This is a genomic window from Catenuloplanes indicus, from assembly GCF_030813715.1.
Classification (GTDB): domain Bacteria; phylum Actinomycetota; class Actinomycetes; order Mycobacteriales; family Micromonosporaceae; genus Catenuloplanes; species Catenuloplanes indicus.
The window spans coordinates 6,088,013-6,105,801 of the sequence record NZ_JAUSUZ010000001.1 but is presented as its reverse complement, the minus strand read 5'-3'; the positions used below and the strand labels follow the sequence as shown (position 1 = coordinate 6,105,801).

Annotated in this window: 15 protein-coding genes; 9 read left to right on the top strand and 6 right to left on the bottom strand. The window is 70.9% G+C overall.

The features are described 5' to 3' along the window. Window positions 1–64: 64 nt before the first annotated feature. The 3 genes from J2S42_RS27725 to J2S42_RS27715 are packed head-to-tail and all read right to left on the bottom strand — an operon-like array spanning window position 65 to window position 2,814. Entirely contained in the window at window positions 65–706 is a 642-nt protein-coding gene (locus tag J2S42_RS27725; RefSeq protein ID WP_307243695.1) for a PIG-L deacetylase family protein, read from the bottom strand. Then, window positions 706–1,554: a sugar phosphate nucleotidyltransferase gene (locus J2S42_RS27720; protein ID WP_307243694.1), complete on the bottom strand. Its 849-nt coding sequence runs from the start codon at window positions 1,552–1,554 to the stop codon at window positions 706–708. Before J2S42_RS27720 ends, J2S42_RS27725 begins: the two co-directional genes overlap by 1 nt. Before the next feature lie 30 nt (window positions 1,555–1,584). Further along, the gene (locus tag J2S42_RS27715; RefSeq protein ID WP_307243693.1) at window positions 1,585–2,814 is read right to left on the bottom strand and encodes a class I SAM-dependent methyltransferase; all 1,230 of its coding nucleotides are present in this window, start codon (window positions 2,812–2,814) and stop codon (window positions 1,585–1,587) included. 348 nt (window positions 2,815–3,162) lie between these two features. Here J2S42_RS27715 and J2S42_RS27710 point away from each other — a divergent pair, with 348 nt between their 5' ends. The 6 genes from J2S42_RS27710 (at window position 3,163) to J2S42_RS27685 (ending at window position 10,497) form a co-directional block, all read left to right on the top strand. Further along, on the top strand, window positions 3,163–4,557 hold the full coding sequence (locus tag J2S42_RS27710) for a YveK family protein (protein WP_307243691.1): 1,395 nt from the start codon (window positions 3,163–3,165) through the stop codon (window positions 4,555–4,557). After that, window positions 4,554–5,957, top strand: coding sequence for an O-antigen ligase family protein (locus J2S42_RS27705; protein WP_307243689.1), 1,404 nt, complete (start codon window positions 4,554–4,556; stop codon window positions 5,955–5,957). Before J2S42_RS27710 ends, J2S42_RS27705 begins: the two co-directional genes overlap by 4 nt. An 88-nt stretch (window positions 5,958–6,045) precedes the next feature. After that, window positions 6,046–7,080 (top strand): NAD-dependent epimerase/dehydratase family protein, encoded by a 1,035-nt coding sequence (locus J2S42_RS27700; protein ID WP_307243687.1) that lies wholly within the window; start codon window positions 6,046–6,048, stop codon window positions 7,078–7,080. After that, window positions 7,077–8,237 (top strand): class I SAM-dependent methyltransferase, encoded by a 1,161-nt coding sequence (locus J2S42_RS27695; protein WP_307243685.1) that lies wholly within the window; start codon window positions 7,077–7,079, stop codon window positions 8,235–8,237. The genes J2S42_RS27700 and J2S42_RS27695 overlap by 4 nt, the downstream gene beginning before the upstream one ends. Then, window positions 8,234–9,184, top strand: coding sequence for a glycosyltransferase family 2 protein (locus tag J2S42_RS27690; RefSeq protein WP_307243683.1), 951 nt, complete (start codon window positions 8,234–8,236; stop codon window positions 9,182–9,184). The genes J2S42_RS27695 and J2S42_RS27690 overlap by 4 nt, the downstream gene beginning before the upstream one ends. Then, entirely contained in the window at window positions 9,181–10,497 is a 1,317-nt protein-coding gene (locus tag J2S42_RS27685) for a glutamate-1-semialdehyde 2,1-aminomutase (RefSeq protein WP_307243681.1), read from the top strand. The genes J2S42_RS27690 and J2S42_RS27685 overlap by 4 nt, the downstream gene beginning before the upstream one ends. Before the next feature lie 67 nt (window positions 10,498–10,564). Here J2S42_RS27685 and J2S42_RS27680 read toward each other — a convergent pair whose 3' ends face one another. Continuing rightward, entirely contained in the window at window positions 10,565–12,040 is a 1,476-nt protein-coding gene (locus J2S42_RS27680) for an oligosaccharide flippase family protein (protein ID WP_307243679.1), read from the bottom strand. A gap of 241 nt (window positions 12,041–12,281) precedes the next feature. Here J2S42_RS27680 and J2S42_RS27675 point away from each other — a divergent pair, with 241 nt between their 5' ends. Beyond that, window positions 12,282–13,250: a glycosyltransferase family 2 protein gene (locus J2S42_RS27675; RefSeq protein WP_307243678.1), complete on the top strand. Its 969-nt coding sequence runs from the start codon at window positions 12,282–12,284 to the stop codon at window positions 13,248–13,250. A 141-nt stretch (window positions 13,251–13,391) separates the two neighbouring features. Here J2S42_RS27675 and J2S42_RS27670 read toward each other — a convergent pair whose 3' ends face one another. Next, a complete protein-coding gene (locus J2S42_RS27670) occupies window positions 13,392–14,342 on the bottom strand; it encodes a hypothetical protein (RefSeq protein ID WP_307243677.1) in 951 nt (316 codons plus the stop codon). 41 nt (window positions 14,343–14,383) lie between these two features. After that, window positions 14,384–15,679 (bottom strand): glycosyltransferase family 4 protein, encoded by a 1,296-nt coding sequence (locus tag J2S42_RS27665; RefSeq protein ID WP_307243675.1) that lies wholly within the window; start codon window positions 15,677–15,679, stop codon window positions 14,384–14,386. 296 nt (window positions 15,680–15,975) lie between these two features. Here J2S42_RS27665 and J2S42_RS27660 point away from each other — a divergent pair, with 296 nt between their 5' ends. Beyond that, window positions 15,976–16,785 (top strand): glycosyltransferase family 2 protein, encoded by an 810-nt coding sequence (locus tag J2S42_RS27660; protein WP_307243672.1) that lies wholly within the window; start codon window positions 15,976–15,978, stop codon window positions 16,783–16,785. Then, entirely contained in the window at window positions 16,782–17,720 is a 939-nt protein-coding gene (locus J2S42_RS27655; protein ID WP_307243670.1) for a glycosyltransferase family 2 protein, read from the top strand. The genes J2S42_RS27660 and J2S42_RS27655 overlap by 4 nt, the downstream gene beginning before the upstream one ends. Window positions 17,721–17,789 lie beyond the last annotated feature (69 nt).

Here is a 17,789-nt window from a genome sequence, read left to right as displayed (position 1 = left end):
CAGATGAACGCTACCGGCTCGAGCGGCCGGACGGGAGACAGCAAATAGGTCGGATTGTACGCGCCTACGGCAGCTGGATAACGAGCTTCCGCAGATGAAATGCCTCCGCGTAGCGACTGCGGCACTCCATGCCACGGATGCGGGCGAACCCCAGGAACACCTCGTCGTCCCACCAGTCGCGGGATGCCTGCGAGGGGAAGTGCTCGTGGAGCAGCGCGACCTTGCGGTGCGCGATGTCGTCCGGCATCGGGATGTGGACAGCGGGGCGGCCCAGGTCGCCGTCCCACTTGGGGATCTCGTAGTTCAGGACGAGGGCGTCGCGGAACGCGGTGGGGGCCAGTTCGCCGAGGAGGCGGTGGTCCTGGTGGGCGTCGCCGGACCACGGGGCGATGACCAGGTCGGGTGCCGTCTCGCAGGCGGCCCGTTCGACCTGCGCCTTGACCGCGTCCCAGTGGGCGGGGAGGCGGCCGTCGGGGAGTGTGCCGAGGTCGAACGTGAGATCCGCGCCGGGGAGGAACGCGGTGGCGGCGGCGCGGGCCTCGGCCTGGCGGGCGGGGGTGCCGGTGGCCAGCACGTAGCGGACGGCCAGCCCGGGATTGGCGGCGGCGACCTGGAGGAGCAGGCCGCCGGCGGCGATCTCGATGTCGTCGGGGTGGGCGCCGAGCGCGACCAGCGAGCGGATGCCGGTGAGGGCGAGCGGGCGCATCAGCCGGCCACGAGCGACGAGGCCCGGGTGGGCTGGCTCGGGATGATGAGCTTACGGGCGGCGCCGTTGCGGTTGTCGTCCCAGAGCATCCACGGACAGTCGCCGCGGGCGAACATCTCCTCCAGTTCGGCGCGGTCCTTGAACGTGTCCGCGGCACGCCAGAACCCGTCGTACCGTTGGGCCTGCAGTTTGCCCTGGGGGATCAGCCGGTCGAACGCGTGCGGGACCATGTCCTCACCCTCGTGCAGATAGTCGAAGATGTCCGGCTTCATCACGAAGAATCCGCCGTTCTCGTACTGCATCAGGTCGCGCACCTCGCGGACGCGCGTGACCAGGCCGTCGTCGCCCATCTCCACCACGTGGTGGGTGGAGACCGGCGGGACCGCGAGCATGCTGACCACGGCACCGCTGTTCCGGAACGACGCGATGCTGGCGGAGAGGTCCGAGGCGGTCAGCGTGTCCGCGTAGTTGGCCAGGAAGATCTCCTCGTCCTGGACGTGCTCGCGGACCTTCATCAGCCGCTCGCCGATGGTGGCACGCAGGCCGGTGTCGATGAACGTGATGTTCCAGTCGCTGATGTCGGTGGAGAACATCCGGATGTCGCGGCCGCCGCCGGTCAGCGTGAAGTCGTTGGAGATCGTCTCGTCGTACCGGAGGAAGTAGTCCTTGACCGCGGCCGCGCCGTAGCCCAGGCAGAGGATGAAGTCCTTGTGCCCGAAGTGGGCGTAGTACCGCATCACGTGCCAGAGCAGCGGGCGGTCGCCGATCAGCTGCATCGGCTTGGGGGCCGAGGCGGCGCCTTCCCGCATGCGCATGCCGAAACCACCGCAGAAGAGGACGACCTTCACGCTGTGCTGCCTTTCTGTAACGGGAGAAGCTCAGACCACGTCGAGGTGCGGGATCGGGAAGACCAGCCGGCCGCCCCACTCGTGCACGTACGCCAGCTGCTTGCTGATCTCCGTGCGCAGGTTCCACGGCAGTACCAGCACGTAGTCCGGCTTGTCCTGCGCGATGCGCTCCGGCGCGTGGATCGGGATGTGCGTGCCCGGCAGGAACATGCCCTGCTTGTGCGGGTTGCGGTCGACCGTGTACGCCAGCAGGTCGGATCGGACGCCGGCGTGGTTGAGCAGCGTGTTGCCCTTGCCGGGCGCGCCGTACCCGACCACGGTCCTGCCCTCGGCCCGCGCGGTGAGCAGGAACTCGACCAGCTCCCGCTTGACGTCGAAGACCGCCTCCGCGAAGCCCTTGTGGCCCGCGACCGTGTGCAGCCCGGCCTCGGCCTCCGCCTCCAGCACCGACTTCACGTTCGCCGACGGCTCACCGGCAGCATCACCGTGCCGCGCGTGTACGCGGAGCGAGCCGCCGTGACTGGAGAGCTCCTCCACGTCGACCACGGCCAGGCCGGCGGTGGCGAGCGCGCGCTGCGCGGTCAGCAGCGTCAGGTAGTGGTAGTGCTCGTGGTAGATCGTGTCGAACTGGTTCCGCTCGATCAGCCGCAGCAGGTGCGGGAACTCCAGCGTGACCAGGCCCTCCGGCTTGACCAGCGCGGCCAGCCCGGCGCTGAACCCGACCAGGTCCGGGATGTGCGCGTAGACGTTGTTCCCGGCCACCAGGTCCGCGCGGCCGTAGCGCGCGGCCAGCGCGGCGCCGGTCTCCGCACCCAGGAATTCCGATTCGGTACGGATGCCCTTCTCCCGCGCGACCGCGGCGATGTTCGCGGCCGGTTCGACGCCGAGCACCGGGATACCGGCCGCGACGAAGTGCTGGAGCAGGTAGCCGTCGTTGCTGGCGACCTCGGTGACCAGGCTGTCCGGCCCGAGGCCGAGCCGCTCGGTCATCGCCTCGGCGTAGCGGCGGGCGTGCTCGACCCAGGAGGTGGAGTACGACGAGAAGTACGCGTAGTCGCTGAAGATGTCCTCGCCGGGCACGTACGCCGGGAGCTGCACCAGCAGGCACTCGGCGCAGATGCGTACGTGCAGCGGGTAGAAGGACTCCCGCGCGTCGATCTGGTCGGCCCGGAGAAAGCTTTCGCAGAGCGGTGACATGCCCAGATCGACAAACGTCTCGGTGAGTGCGTTTCCGCACAGCCGGCACGGGATAGCGTCCATAACTCCCACCTTGATCACGACCAGGACCCGGCAACGGTAATTAGCGGTACCAGGGCATCGGAACGGGAAGTAAGAAATCCGTCACTCAGGCCTGTGACCTGCAGTGTTCCGCCGCAAGTGTGCCACGTGACAAGCGGGTGGAACGGAGAAGATCACCGAAACGTCACCGGACCGCCACAACGTCCTTTTCGACGGGAATTGTCGAGGGTTGCCAAAGACCGGGAATCGCGGTCAGACTCCTTTGACGAGCGTTCTGGCATCAAGGCACCACGGCCCGTGCGCATATCGGGAGTCCGGGAATTTAAATATTTACGCGGTCCCCGGCCGATCGATTCTCGAGAGGACCCCATGGATTTCGCGGATGTCGCCAAGCTGCTGTGGCGACGCTGGTACCTGACCGCGCCGCTGTTGCTGCTGACAGTGATCGCCATGGTCTGGATGGCGCTCGTGGTGAAGCCGGACTACAAGGCGATCGGCAACGTGACGCTGATCCCACCGACCGTCTCCACCCAGGCCGCGATCGGTACGACCCAGGAGGTCAACCCCTGGGAGCCGTCCGCGCTGGCCGAGGCGACGCTGATCCGGCTGCAGAGCAAGGCGCTCGCGGACTCGCTGGCGGCGCAGGGGTTCGACGGCGAGTGGACCGTCACCACGCTGGACACGAACGCGCCGATCATCTCGATCGAGGTGGTCTCGCCGACCGAGCAGCAGGCCCGGGACGCGCTGTCCGCGCTGATCCGGGTGGTGCAGGAAGAGGTCTCCACCAAGCAGGAGGGCTACAAGCTGCAGGACGGTGAGAAGATCACCACGCTGCCGCTGGAGAACTCGGACAGCGTCGAGAAGGTCACCACGAAGCTCAAGCGCGCGCTGGTCGTCGTGTTCGGCGTCGGGCTGATCCTGACCATCGGCGTGGCGGTCTCGGTGGACGCGATCCTTCGCCGCCGGGCCCGCCGGCAGGTCGAGGGCGCGGCCGCGATCCCGGCGCCGGTACCGGTGATCATCCCGCCGCGCCCGGCCGGGCCGGTGACCACGATCGCGCCGGTCATGCCGATCGCGCCGGTGGTGCCGGCCGCCGACATCTCCAGCACGCAGCGGATCGCGCCGGTCGTGGTGGCCGGCCCGGCGACCCCGATCGTCAAGGTGACGCCGGCGGCGCCGGCGAAGAAGGCAGGCGGCGCGGTGTACGGCCAGCGCCGCCCGGCCGGGGAAACGCCCATGCCGTCCGCCGGCACCGCACCGCCCGTCGGCACGACACCGCCCGGCGGCACCGCACCCGCCGGCGGCCCCACGGCGCCCGACAGCACCACGCCGGCGTCGCCGTCCGCCGGCACACAGGCATCGCCGGGCGCCTCGGCCTCGCAGGACCAGCGGTCCCCGGCCGGGAACACGGCGCCGTCCTACAGCCCTCCGATGCGCAAGCCGGCCCTCCCGGCCATGCCCGCGGTGCAGATCAGCTTGGCGAAGAAGCCGGCCGGAAGCGCCGGCGGAGATGCCGCGGGAACCAACGGCGGGACTACCCCGGCGGCCAACGGCGGTAACGCCGCGGGAACCAACGGTGGCGCCACCGCGGGAACGAACGGCGGCGCCACCGCGGGAACGAACGGCGGCAAGCCCGCGCACGAGGCCACCAAGCCCGCCGGCAAGCCGCGCCCGATGCCCGAGGACGCCACGATCGTGCTGCCGCTCTCCAACGCCGTCTGGTCCCGCCCGGCGGCCGAGCCCACCGAGGCCACGAAGCCTTGAGCAGCCCCGCGGCCACGCTGCACCATCCGGTCGACCTCGAGCCGTCGCTGCTCGAGGACGTCGGCACGGTCGGCTCGACCTACACCACCCGCGGGCGCCGCCACCTGCTGGACGGCGCCGCGCTGCTCAGCCTCCTGGTCATGCTGAACCTGCTGCTCCCGCAGGACCTGGTGGTGCAGCAGCTCAGCTCGCTCGGCCGCCCCGCGCTGCTGCTCGGCATGGTGTTCTTCTTCGGCTGGCTGGTCTCCAAGCTGCACCCCCGCCTGGCGCTGCGTGGCCCGCAGCCGGTCCGCTGGGCCGCGATCTTCTACCTGGCCGCGGTGCTCTCCGCGTACGCGGCCGGCTACCTGCGCGGCCTGCCGTCGCTGGAGGCGAACGCGGCCGACCGCTCGATCATCGGCACCGCCGCGTTCCTCGGCGTGCTGCTGGTCTGCGCGGACGGCGTCTCGAACCGGGACCGGCTGGACAGCCTGCTGAGGATCTCGGTCTGGTGCGGCATGGTGATGGCGGTCATCGGCCTGCTCCAGGCCGGCCTCGCGGTCGACGTCACGAAGTACATCAAGGTCCCGGGCCTGGTCCTGCACCACGGCGAGGAACTCGGCTTCATGTCCCGCGGCGACGGCTTCTTCCGGGTGGCGAGCACGGCGCAGCACTACATCGAGTTCAGCACCGTGATGGCGATCCTGCTGCCGTTCGCCGTGCACTACGCGATGTTCGGCACTCGCAAGGTGATCCGGCAGTGGGCGATCGTGGCCGGTGTGCTGATGGGCGCGGCGATCCCGATGACGCTGTCCCGGACCGGCATCGTCGCGCTGGTGGTCGGCGCGCTGGCGATGCTGCCGGCCTGGAGCTGGCGGGTGCGGATCAACCTGGCCGGACTCGGCATCCTGCTCGGCGGCGCGCTGATGGCGGTCAAACCGGGCCTGATCGGCACGATCATCTCGATGTTCACCGGCGCGAAGGACGATCCGAGCATCACCGGCCGGACCGACGACTACGCGATCATTTTCCAATACTTCGCGGAGCGACCGTTCTTCGGCCGCGGCCCGGGCACGTTCATCCCGACGATCTACTTCTTCGTCGACAACGAGTGGCTGCAGCACCTGGTCACCATGGGCGTGCTGGGCGTGGCCGGGCTCGCCGGGCTGCACCTGACCGCGCTGACGCTGGGCGTGCTGGCCTACCGGCGGGCCACCCGGCCGGAGGACCGGCACCTGGCGGCGTGCCTGATCGCGGTGCAGTTGATCGCGGTGACGGTGGCGGCCACGTTCGACTCGCTGGGCTTCACCACGTACAGCACGATGCTGGCGCTGCTGACCGGCGCGACCGGCGCGGTGTGGCGCCTCACGCATCCGGCCCGGATGGTCCGAAGCTCCGCACCCCGGCTGACGAACGACTGATTTCCGCTCAACTTTGAGGCGGATGAAAAACGAAGTTTCCGCAGCTAGCGTGTTTGCGGAAGATCACGACGATATCTGGGAGTTCAGCATGCGCGTCCTCGTCACCGGACACGAGGGATACCTGGGCAGCGTGCTCGTGCCCCGGCTGGTCGCGGCCGGCCACGAGGTCGTCGGCCTGGACGTCGGGCTCTTCGCGGACTGCCTGATCGGCCCGGCGCCGGCCGAGGTCCCGGCGATCCGCAGCGACCTGCGCGACGTCACCGCGGACCAGCTGCGCGACGCGCGGATCGAGGCGGTCGTGCACCTGGCCGCGATCTGCAACGACCCGATCGGCAACCTGAACCCGGACCTCACCTACGAGGTGAATCACCGGTCGACGCTGCGCCTCGCGCGCGCGGCCAAGGCGGCCGGTGCGACGCGCTTCCTGTTCTCCTCCTCGTGCAGCCTGTACGGCAAGGGCGAGGACGACGCGCCGCTGGACGAGACCGCGGGCTTCAACCCGGTCACGCCGTACGGCGAGTCGAAGTACCTGTCCGAGCAGGGGCTGCTGGGGCTGGCCGACGACGACTTCTCGCCGACGTTCCTGCGCAACGCCACCGCGTACGGCTTCTCCCCGCGCCTGCGCGGCGATCTGGTGGTCAACGACCTGGTCGGGCACGCGCTGCACACCGGCCAGGTGCGGCTGCAGAGCGACGGCACCGCGTGGCGCCCGCTGGTGCACGCGGACGACATCGCGGCCGCGTTCGAGGCGCTGCTCTCCGTCGACCGCACCAGAATTCACTCAAAGGCCTACAACATCGGCCGTACGTCGGAGAACTACCTGATCCGGGACGTGGCGAACCTGGTGCGGGACCTGGTCGGCGGCACCGTCACGTTCGCCGAGGGCGCGGGCACCGACCTGCGCAACTACCGGGTCACCTGCGACCTGGTCGCGGCCGAGGTGCCGGAGTTCCAGCCGCAGTGGACGGTCGCGAAGGGCATCGAGCAGCTCGTCGAGGCGTACCGCCGGCACGGTCTTGATCTTGCGGACCTGATGGGCGAGCGGCACCAGCGGCTGAAGCGCATCAACGCGCTGACCGCGGCCGGCCGGCTGGACGGCGAGCTGCGCTGGGTGGCCGCGTGAGGACCTGCGACGCGTGCGGCGCGGCCGGCCTCGCGGTCTTCGGCGACCTCGGCGAGATCCCGGTGCTGTGCGGCGTGCACTGGGCGGACGCGGCCGAGGCGGCGGCCAGCCCGGTCGGCCAGATGACGCTCGCGGTCTGCCCGAACTGCGGCTATGTGCGGAACGTGGCGTTCGATCCCGCGGTGCTCGTCTACGACACCACGATGGACACGAACCTGCACCACTCGCCGGCGTTCCAGCGGTTCTCCGCGGAGCTCTGCGAAAGACTTTCCCGGCGGTACGAGTTGCGCGGCAAGCGGATCCTGGACATCGGCTGCGGACAGGGCGAGTTCCTGCGCGAGCTGTGCCACGTGAGCGGCGCGACCGGGCACGGCTTCGACGCGATGTACGCGGGCGTGACCGGGCCGGACCCGTCCGGCGCGGTGTTCCACAGCGGATACGCGCCGCGCGGTGCCGCGCTGCCCGAGTTCGACATGTTCACCACGCGGCACTGGTTCGAGCACCTCGCGGACCCGTACGAGTTCCTGCTCGACCTGCGTGAACGCGCCGGCGACCGGGTGGTGCACGGGTACGTCGAGGTGCCGGACGCGGGCTACGACCTGTCCACGGCCGGGTGGGAGGTGATCTATCCGCACGTCTCCTACTTCGACGCGTACGCGCTGACCACGATCGCGGAGCGGGCCGGGTGGACGGTCGAGGACTCCGGCACGTTCTTCCACGGCATGTTCCGCTATCTGGAGCTTTCCGCCAACAAGCCCGGTTCGGGCGCATCCGCAGCTCTGCTTACCGACCGGGACCGTACCCTCGCGGCGGTCTCCGGTTTCGCCCAGCGGCACCACGAGGAGCGCGGCCGCTGGGAGCAGCGGATCGCCCGGCTGGTGGCCGAGGGAGCGAACCCGGTCATGTGGGGCGCGGGATCACGCGGCGTGCAGTTCCTGACGCTCGCCGACCGCACGCGGCAGCTCGCCGCCGTGGTCGACGTCAACCCGCGCAAGTGGGGACGCTACCTGCCGGTCACCGCACACCGGGTGGAGACGCCGGACGTGCTGGTGAGGCTCCAGCCGAAAGCCGTGATCATCACGAACCCGGCGTACCGGCCCGAGATCGCGGCGCAGCTGGCCGCGCTCGGCGTGGACGCGGAGCTGCTGATCGCATGAAGCTGACGCTCGGGGTCACCACCTACAACGTGGAGCGGTACCTGCCGCTCGCGTTCGAGTCCGTGCTGGCGCAGGACTTCACCGACTTCGAGGTCGTGGTCTGCGACAACCAGTCGACGGACCGGACCTGGGAGATCTGCCGGGAGTACGCGGCCCGCGACCCCCGGTTCCGGATCCACCGCAACGACGAGAACCTGGGTGAGGCCGGCAACTTCGCCCGCGTCGTGTCGCTGGCCCGCGGCGAGTACTTCCGGCTCACCGCGCACGACGACCTGATGGCGCCGACGCTGCTGAGCGAGTGCGTGGCCGTGCTGGACGCGGACCCCGGCGTGGTGTGCGCATACCCGCAGACCGTGATCATCGACGCGGACGGCAACCCGATCAGCGACTGGGACGACCGGCTCGACCTGACCGACCCGAGCCCGGTCCGGCGGCTCGCCCACTTCGCGCGGCGCTGGTCGCTGCTCAACGAGCTGTTCGGCGTGATCCGGACGGACGCGCTGCGGAACACGAAGCTGCTCGGGCAGTACCTGTCCAGCGACGCCCGGATCGTGGCCGAGCTGGTCCTGCAGGGGCGCTTCCAGGTCGTACCGTCGCGGCTGTTCTATCGCCGGATGCATCCGGCCATGACGTTCGGCGGCGACCGCACCGACGTGATGGCGCACCACGAGCCGCGCCTCGCGATGAAGGCGCGCAAGGCGGCCCGGCGTGCCCGGCCCGGCGCCGACCATCAGGTGCTGATCGCGGACGTGATGCGCACGTTCCTGGCCACCGCGGACGCGCCACTGACCACGCGGGTGGCCGGCGCGGCCACGTTCGGCGCGGTCGCACAGTCCCGGCGCGCTCGTATCCGGCTCGGCAGGCTCCGCCGGCGCGTCACCGGCGGCGTGCTGGAGAAGCCGCCGTGGGAGAACGCGGACGGGTCCCTGAAGAAGGAGTCGCAATGAGGTTCGACGTGTCCCGGGAGATGCGGGAACGCGCGCACGCCATGATCCCCGGCGGCGCGCACACCTACGCCAAGGGCGACGACCAGTACCCGGAGGACGCGCCCGGCTTCATCGCCCGCGGCGCCGGCTGCCACGTGTGGGACGTGGACGGCAACGAGTTCATCGAGTACGGCATGGGGCTGCGCGCGGTCACGCTCGGGCACGGCTACGCGCCGGTGGTCGACGCCGTGCTGCGCACGCTCCCGCACGGCAGCAACTTCACCCGCCCCGCCGCGATCGAGGTCGAGGCCGCGGAACGCCTGCTCGCCCTGGTCGGCCGGCACGACGGCGCGATGGTCAAGTTCGCCAAGCACGGCTCGGACGCCACCACCGCCGCGGTCAAGCTGGCCCGCGCGCACACCGGCCGGGACATGGTCGCGATCTGCACCGACCACCCGTTCTTCTCCACCGACGACTGGTTCATCGGCGCGACCGCGATGCCCGGCGGCGTGCCGGGCCCGGTCCGTTCGCTCACGGCCGGCTTCCGCTACAACGACGTGGACAGCGTGGCCGCGGTCTTGGCGGAGCACCCCGGCCGGATCGCCGCGCTGGTCATGGAGGCCGAGACCACCGTCGCGCCCGCGCCCGGCTTCCTGGCCGCGGTCCGCCGGCTCTGCGACGAGCACGGCGCGCTGCTGGTCATCGACGAGACGCTGACCGGTTTCCGCTGGCACGACCGCGGCGCCCAGGCCGTCCACGAGATCACCGGCGACCTCGCGGTCTACGGCAAGGCGATGGGCAACGGCTTCGCGATCTCCGCTCTGGTCGGCCGCCCCGACGTGATGGAACTCGGCGGCCTGCGGCACGACCGGGAACGCGTCTTCCTGCTCTCCACCACGCACGGCGCCGAGACGCACGCGCTGGCCGCCGCGATCGCGGTGATGGACACGTACGCGTCCGAGCCGGTCGTGGAGACGCTCTACCGCCAGGGCGCCCGCCTGGCCGCCGGCGTCACCGAGGCCGCCGCCCGGCACGGCGTGAGCGACCACGTCGGCGTGCTGGGCCGCGACTGCAATCTGATCTACTTCACCAAGGACGCGTCCGGCGAGCGCTCCCAGCCGTTCCGCACCCTGTTCCTCCAGGAGCTCATCGCGAACGGCATCATCGCCCCGTCCTTCAGCATCTCCTACGCCCACACCGACACCGACGTGGACCGCACGATCGAGGCGGTCGACGCGGCCCTGGCGGTGTACGCGAAGGCGCTGGACGCGGGCAGCGTGAACGGCTTCCTCCGCGGAAAACCGGTAGCCCCGGTCTTCCGGCCGTACAACTGACGGTTCGGCTCGGTCGACGCCGCTCGATCGAGCCGGATCGGCTCCTCCGGCGCCGCGATGATTCGGGTCAGCCGCGGCGTACCAGCGACACCACCAGGCCGCGGGCCCGGCTGTCCAGGCCGGTCAGCAGCAGCACCGCCACGCCCACTGCGGTGAACCCGGTGAGCAGCAGGCCGAGGAAGACGTTGAAGCCGGCGCCGAGCAGCGACTCGATCAGCAGCCCCGCGCCGAGCGCCGCCAGCCCCGCCACCAGTGGCGGCAACGATGGCAGCAACACCACCCGGGCCGTCAACCGCAGCACCCGGTAGAGCGCCACCCACACATACACCACCGTCATCACGCCCTGCACCGCGAACACCGTCCACGCGATCGCCAGCACCTGGCTCCCCACGGCCGCGTCGCGCATCCACAGCCCGACCGCCACGATCGAGATCGCGGCCACCGCGGCCTCCACCCAGCCGATCACCGCACCCACGCCCGGCCGCCCGGCCGCCTGCACGGCCGGCGTCAGAATGCTGCCCAGCATCGTGATCGCGCCGGCCGCGCACAGCACCCGCAGCGCACCGGCGGCCGGCGCCCATTCCTCGCCCGCCAGCCGCAGCAACGGCCCGGCGGTCGCGGCGAGGATTCCCAGCGCCGGATACATCAGCATCGCGGCCGCGTGCACGAACTGTCCCAGCCGCCGCCCGAACGCGTCCCGGTCGGACGTGAGCCGGGACAGGTCCGCCAGCGACACCTGCCCGATCCCGCCGGCCGCCACGCTGTTGACCATCTCCACGATCCGCACCGCGAACCGGTACAGCCCGATCGCGGCCGGGCCGAAGAACGCGCCCATCACCAGCGCGTCGATCCGGCTGGACACGAAGAACGCGGTCACCTCGGACAGCGAGTGCAGCGAGAACCGCCGCAGATCGCCGAGCGCCGGGCCGATGCCGCCCCATCGCGGCCGCCACTCGGTGACGGTCCAGACCACCAGCGCGGTCAGCGCGGACATGCTGATCTGCTGCACCGCGTACGCCCACACGCCCAGCCCGGCCACCGCGGCACCGACACCGAGCACGCCGGAGATCAGCGCCACCGTGAGCACGCGCAGCGAGATCCGCTTCATGTCCATCCGCCGGCGCAGGATCGCGTCCGGGATGACGCCGAGCGCGTTCAGCACGATCACCGGCGCGAGCGCCCAGCACACGTACGCGAGCGTCGGCGTGCCGTTCCAGATCGCCCACAGCGGCGCGATCGCGGCCAGGATCGCCGCGAACGCCGTGGCCAGGCCGAGCGTGCTCCAGAACGCGGCGTCGAAGTGCCGGCCGGTCACGTCCTCGCGCTGGATGACGGCCTGCGCCGGACCGTGCTGCATGAGCATCTGTGCGAACGTGACCCAGACCAGCGCGAGCGCCATCACGCCGAACTCGGCCGGTGGCACGAACGCGGCCATCACGAACGTCACGACACCGGTCACCGCGAAGTTACCGCCGGTGAGCACGTAGGACCAGACCACGGCCCGGCGGATGGTTCCGCTGCTGTGCGGCCCGGCTTCACTCATCGAAAGGCTCCCAGCAGCGACAACGTACGACGGTAAGCAGTTGATCTTAAGAGGGGAACGCGGAAAACCGCAGGTCCGATGCCGGTTCGGAGTGCGACTGCGGCCCCGGGTCGCGAATCGCCGGGGCCGAACGGCCAGGACCACCGCAAAAACCCGACAGACCAGCGGGTACGGGGGTTCCGGCGGCTAGGAATCGCCTGGTAGAACCATCGCACCACACCCAACGCGAGGAGGCCGCACGATGCCCCGGCTCGGAATCGGCCTGCCGGTCCACAACGGCGAGCGATATCTGCCGTCGGTGCTGGACTGCCTGCGCCGCCAGACGTACACCGACTTCGAGGTGACGATCTGTGACAACGCGTCGACCGACGCGACCGCGCGGATCGTGCGGGCCGTCGCGGCCGAGGACCCGCGGTTCCGCTACGTGCGCAACGAGACGAACATCGGCGCGCCCGGCAACTTCAACCGCGTCTTCGCGCTCAGCGGCGCCGAGCTGTACGCCTGGGTGGCCGCGGACGACGAGTACGACCCGGCCTACTTCCAGCGCTGCGTGGAGCTGCTCGACCAGCGGCCGGACGCGATCGGCGCGTTCACCAAGGTCGCGCTGATCGACGAGCACGGTGCGCCGCTCGGCGTCCCGGACGAGCTGATCCGGCTGGACGACCCGGACCCGGCCGTGCGCTTCGGCGACCTGGCGTCGTTCCGGCACTCCTGCTTCAGCGTGTTCGGCGTCTACCGGCGGGCCGCGATCGCTCGTACCCGCGGGTTGCTGCCGTTCTGGAACGCGGACCGGGTGCTGCTCGCGGAGCTGGCGCTGCAGGGCCCGGTCGTGGTCTACCCGGCGCCGCTCTACCGGAACCGCCAGCACACCAGCCGGCTCACCTCCCGGGCCGCGCGCCGGGACATCCGCGACTACACCTCGGAGCCGGCGCCACGCGCGCTGACCTGGTATTACGCGGGTCACCTGTGGAAGGCGATCCAGGCCGCGGATCTCGACGAGACACAGCGCCGGCGGCTCCAGCGCGCGTTCGCCGGCTGGACCGTGCAGAACCCGGGCAAACTGGCGAGGTCAGCGGTGCGCGGCGCGCTGGAGAGCGCCCGCGACCTGAGGCCGGTGCGCCGCGGCGGCGCGGCGATCAGCGGCGGCATGGGCCTGAGCTGGGCGACGCTCGAACTGGCCTCGGCGCTGCCGTCCGGCCTCGGTTTCTAGAACCGGATTTTCCCGCTTCCGGCGTGGGCACCTTCCCAGTGCTCCCGCGGGCACCGGTTCCGCGGTGGTGTCGCAGACCGAAGCGTCCGTCGCCGGGCACGCGTAAGGGCAGACCCACGGGCCTGCCCTTACGCGATCGTGCTACCAGACCGGCTTGCCGCCGGCCTCGGAGATGTTGCTGTCCTCCCAGATGATCCCGGGTGAGTCCGCGCGGGACACCGCGCCGTACCCGTGCCTGGACCCGAAGACGTTGTTCCGGAACAGCACGTTGCTGATCTGCGGATCGTTGCGGATGTTGACCGTGTAGCCGCCGCCGTTGAACCAGTTCTCCTCGACCAGCACGTTCTCGAGTGGCTCGAACTCCGCGCCGACCTGGAACGCCGCGTTGAACGACACGCCCGCGACGGTGCTGGTCGCGTCGAACACGTTGCCGCGGATCGTGGAGTTGGACCCGCCGTTGGTCTGCATCAGGTCCTGGTGCGCCTCGTCCGACTGCGCCGGGTGCATCGAGTGGAACCAGCTGTCCTCGATGATCACGTTGCTGCCGACCCGCGGCCCTTCCTCGATGTTGTAGACGTTCACCCGGCTCAGCGTGTAGTTCCAGTACCCGGCCACGAAGCCGGTCTGCGCGCCGTCCAGGTCGCTGTCCTCGATCGTCAGGTTCGCGGTCTTCTGCTCGATCTTGATCATGATGCCGCCGCAGGTCAGTTTCGACCGCTTGATCACCACGTCGCGGGCCCGCACGTCCAGGCACCCGTCGATCCGCTTGCCGTCGATCACGGTGCCGGCCTTGGTGATCCGCAGCGGCCCGGTGTAGGCGGTCAGCGTCACGCCGTCCGGCACCCCGGTGCTGCCCTCGCCCGGCCGTACCACCTCGGGGGACGGCGCCGGCGCGGACGTCGAGGTGGACGACGAGTCCGGCGAGCCGGTGGTGGCGGGCGAGTCGCCCAGCCCACCGGTGCCGCCCGGCGTGGTCGCACCACCGGACGGCGGCACCGGGTTCGCCAGCCGGTACTGGTCTCCGGCCTCGGCACCGAGGAGCCACCCGGTCCGGCCGGCGTAGGCCACCGCGGCCACCGCCAGCAGCGCCACGAGAAGCACCCCGACGATCAGCGCACGTCGTCTGCCGACGGTCATCCCCGGGCGGCCCGGTCGGTGCCGGCGCTGTGGTCGGTGCCGTGGTCGTCGCCGAACGGGAACCACTCCGCCTCCCGCGGCCGGGGGATCTCCGCCACGGCCGGCATCGGCACCAGCTGGGACCAGACCGACAGGTATGCGGCCGCCTGGTGCTCCCATGCCAGCCGGCTGTGGAAGCGCTGCAACCCGATCTCCCGCATCCGCGCCCGGCCCTCCGGGTCGTCCAGCAGCGCGTCCAGCGCCTTCGCGAACTCCTCCGGCAACGCGGACGGCGTGTAGACCGCGGCGCCCTCGGCGGTGCGCCGCGTCTCCAGCAGGTCGACCGCGACCACCGGCAGGCCGCGGGCCACGTACTCCACGGTCTTCGCCATGGTCGAGACGTGGGACAGCGGGTCCGGCTGGTCCGGCTGGATGCCGATCGTGCCGGACGCCAGCAGCGCGTCCACCTCGTCGCCGCCGAGCCAGCCGGCGAAGTACACCACGTCGTCCAGGCCCAGGTCGGTGGCGAGGCTGCGCAGCTCGGGCAGGCTGTCGCCGTCCCCGGCGATCACCATCTCCCAGTCGTCCCGGCCGCGCATCTCGGCCAGCCGGGACGCCGCCAGCACCGCGGCGCGTACGTTGTCCTGTGGGTTGATCACGCCGAGGTAGACGATCCGCTTCCGGCCGCCGGCCTCCGGTGCGGCCGCGTGCGTGATCTCGCTGCTGGCCGGCCCGTTGCGGACCACGGTGACCCGCGCCGGGTCCTGCCCGCCGCGGCCGATCGCGATCTCCCGGTACGACTCGTTCGTCGACAGCACCCAGGACGCGCACCGCATCGACAGCTGCTCGAAGACCGTGAGGATGCGCAGCACCACCGGGTTCGGCGTGTCGGTCTTGGCCCGGTAGAGCTCCGGGCTGAGGTCGTGGTGGTCGAAGACGAACGGCTTGCCCATCAGGCGCATCAGCAGCGCCAGCGGCCAGAACACGTCCGGCGGGTTGCATGCCTGGGCCGCGTCGACCCGGTCGGTGACCAGCAGCCGGAGCAGGTGCAGCGTGACGCAGAGGAACGACCAGGCGAACTCGCCGGCGAAGCTGAGCACGCCGGAGCCGGCGAACGGCTGGCGGAACGAGCGGATCGCGGTGTCCCGGGTGCCCGGGAGCCGCGTCAGGGCCTGTGGTCCACGCGGGCAGATCGCGGTCACCCGGTAGCCCGCGGACTCCAGCGCGAGGCACTCGCGGATCACCCGGCGATCCCGTTCCACGGGCAGATTCACCACGATGATCGCGACGTGCGGCCGCTGATCCCTGGCCACGTAAACCACTCCCCACGAACGGTAGAAATCGAGGCCGTACAACGTCGTTCGATGGTTCTCAAAGTTGTCGGCCGTCACGCCACTTTGGCCGCCTGGCCTGCGGGTTTACAAGGTCACCTAAGCCAAACAGCGTGTCGGCTAAGCGACAAGCGACGCGTTGCGGAGCGAAAAATCGGATATGCCGCACCGGACGGGCACGTTTCGCAACGTTGAGCTTCTTGCCATTTCCAGGCGCACGCGGAAAGACTCGGCTGACGCGTTCGCGGTGGCAGGAAAGGAATTTCCGAGTGATAAGCGTGGTGATACCCGCTCACAACGAGGCGGCGATGCTCGACCGGTGCCTCGATCGCGTCACCGGCCCCGGGGTGCAGGTGATCGTGGTGCCGAACGGCTGCACCGACGACACCGCCACGATCGCCCGCCGCCGCGGCGACGTGCACGTGATCGAGCTGGCCGAGGGTTCGAAGACCGCGGCACTGAACGCGGGCGACCGCGCCGCCACCGGTTTCCCGCGCATCTATGTGGACGGTGACGTGGTGCTGACCCCGGGCGCGGTGCACCGGCTCGCCGAGGCGCTGCGCCGGACCGGCGCGCCGGTCGCGATCCCCCGCCGCGACCTGGACCTGACCGGCCGTCCGCTGGCCGTCCGCGCGTACTACGCGATCCACAACCGGCTGCCCGCGGTCCGCACCGGCCTGTTCGGGCGCGGCGTCATCGCACTCTCCGCCACCGGCCGGTCACGGTTCACCGAGTTCCCGGCCGTGACGGCGGACGACCTCTTCCTCGACTCGCTGTTCCGCGCGGACGAACGCGTGCTCGTCGACGAGGCAGCCGCCGAGGTCGCCACCCCGCGCCGCACCGCCGACCTGCTCCGCCGCCTGCGCCGGGTCCGCTCCGGCAACGCGGCGCTGCGCGCATCCTCGGCCGGCACCCGGCAGTCCGACCGATGGTCCTGGCTGCGCGACGTGGTGCTGCGCGAGCCGTGGCTGGCCCCGGCCGGCGTCATCTACCTCGGGCTGACCGTGCTCGCCGCCATCCAGGCCCGCCGCGCCCCGGGCACCACCTGGGAACGGGACGAGTCGAGCCGGACGGGAGTCTCCGCATGACCGACGTGAGCGTCGTGGTGGTCTCGTACAACACGAGCGAACTCACCATCCGCGGGCTGCGCACCCTGCTCGGCACGCCCAGCCTCGCGTCGTACGAGGTGATCGTGGTCGACAACGCGTCCTCGGACGGCTCCGCCGACGCGATCGCCGCCGCACTCCCCCAGGTCCGCGTGGTCCGGCTGGCCGCGAACGTCGGCTTCGGCCGCGCCGTCAACGCCGGCGCCGCCCACGCGACCGGCGACTACCTGATGCTGCTCAACCCGGACGCCGAACCGGTCGGCGACGTGATCGGCGCCTTCCTGACCTTCGCGCGCGCCGTCCCCGCCCCGCGCGTCTACGTCGGCCGCACCCTCGACGTCCACGGCACCGACGACGGCCGCTCCGTCTACGCACTCCCCAGCCTCTGGGGCTACCTCTGCTTCGCCACCGGCCTCTCCACCCTCTTCCGCCGCTCCGCACTCCTCAACCCCGAGGAACTGCCGGCCCACCCCCGCACCCGGCCCGGCCCGGTGCCGGCCGGCTCCGGCTGCCTCCTCCTGATCGACCGCGAGCTCTTCAGCCAGCTGGGCGGCTTCACCCCCGACTACTTCATGTACAGCGAGGACATCGACCTGTCCCAGCGCGCCACCGCGGCCGGCGCAGTACCCACCCTGGTCCCGGACGCCAAGGTCCTGCACGTCAACGGCGCCTCGTCGACCAGCGTCGGCAAGCGCGTCATGGTCCTCCGCGGGAAGGTCACGTACCTCCGCCTGCGCTGGTCCCCGGGGCGGGCACGGATGGGGCGGGCGCTGCTGGTGGCGGGGATCGCGCTGCGCGCGGCGGGGGCTCGGGTGACGGGGCGTGCGGGGTACTGGGGGGACGTGTGGTCGGAGCGGGCCACGTGGCTGTCCGGGTGGCCCGCTCCGGGAGATATGCCACCGGTCCACGAGATCTGATCCCTGCGGGGGGAGGGCTGCGAGCCCGCACCCGGCCTTCCCCCTTCCGCCATCACGCCTCCGAACTCC